1 pseudogene is annotated in these 1,025 nt (G+C 63.3%); it reads right to left on the bottom strand.

Annotation, left to right across the window (positions count from 1 at the left end):
• Nucleotides 1–98: 98 nt before the first annotated feature.
• Nucleotides 99–953: pseudogene (locus L4923_RS30825) on the bottom strand (cisplatin damage response ATP-dependent DNA ligase); the annotation flags it as partial.
• Nucleotides 954–1,025 lie beyond the last annotated feature (72 nt).

A 1,025-nucleotide genomic window follows, 5' to 3' on the forward strand; every position in this document is an offset into this window, starting at 1 on the left:
GCCTTTTGAAAGGTCCACTGGACCTTTCAATTCGCCTGCGGCGAACCAGGCCCTCACCCCCCGCAAGGGGGGAGATAACAGGCGCTGGCGCTTGCCCCCTAATCCAGCAGCGCCTGCAGCGTCTCGATCCGGTCGGCCTCCGCCGTCGGCTTGTCCCAGCGCAGGCGGGAGATGCGGGGGAAGCGCATGGCCACGCCGGATTTGTGGCGCGTCGAGCGGTTGAGGCCTTCGAAGGCGACTTCCAGCACCAGGCCGGCGGTGCGGTCGGCGCGCACCGAACGCACCGGGCCGAAGCGCTCGATGGTGTTGTCGCGCACATATTTGTCGATCTGTTTCAGCTCCTCGTCGGTGAAGCCGAAATAGGCCTTGCCGACCGGCACCAGCTCTTCCGCGCCTTCCGGGCCCGACCAGACGCCGAACGTGTAGTCGGAATAGAAGGAGGAGCGCTTGCCGTGGCCGCGCTGGGCATACATCAGCACCGCATCCACCGTGTGCGGATCGCGTTTCCACTTGAACCACGGGCCTTTCGGGCGGCCGGCGACATAGGGAGAATCCCAGCGCTTCAGCATGACGCCTTCGATGATCGGATGCGGCGGGTTGCTGCGATGGGTTTCCAGCTCGGTCCAGCTCTCGAACGCCACGAAGGGCGAGAGGTCGAAACGGGTGGGATCGAGTGTCTTAATGAAGTCGTCCAGCCGCGCACGCCGCTCACGGTAAGGCAGCGGGCGCAAATCTTCGTCGCCCAGCTGCAACAAGTCGTAGCAGCGCATGAAGGCGGGGTACTGCGCCTGGATCTTCGGCGAGACGCTCTTGCGGTTCAGCCGCTGCTGCAGGTCGGAGAAGGTACCGGTGGCGCTCGGCGAGCCGACCAGCAATTCGCCGTCCAGCTGAAGATCCCCTCTCTTGGATTTTCTACGACTTAGCTGTGCCGCCCTGCGGGCGTGCTCGCTAAGATCGTGAATGTCCAGCGGATAGAGGGGTTACATTTTGAACCGGATAGATGGGTAACACTTTTCCCCCTATGA

Source organism: Terribium retamae (assembly GCF_022347545.1).
In the GTDB taxonomy this organism is placed as follows: domain Bacteria; phylum Pseudomonadota; class Alphaproteobacteria; order Rhizobiales; family Rhizobiaceae; genus Mesorhizobium; species Mesorhizobium retamae.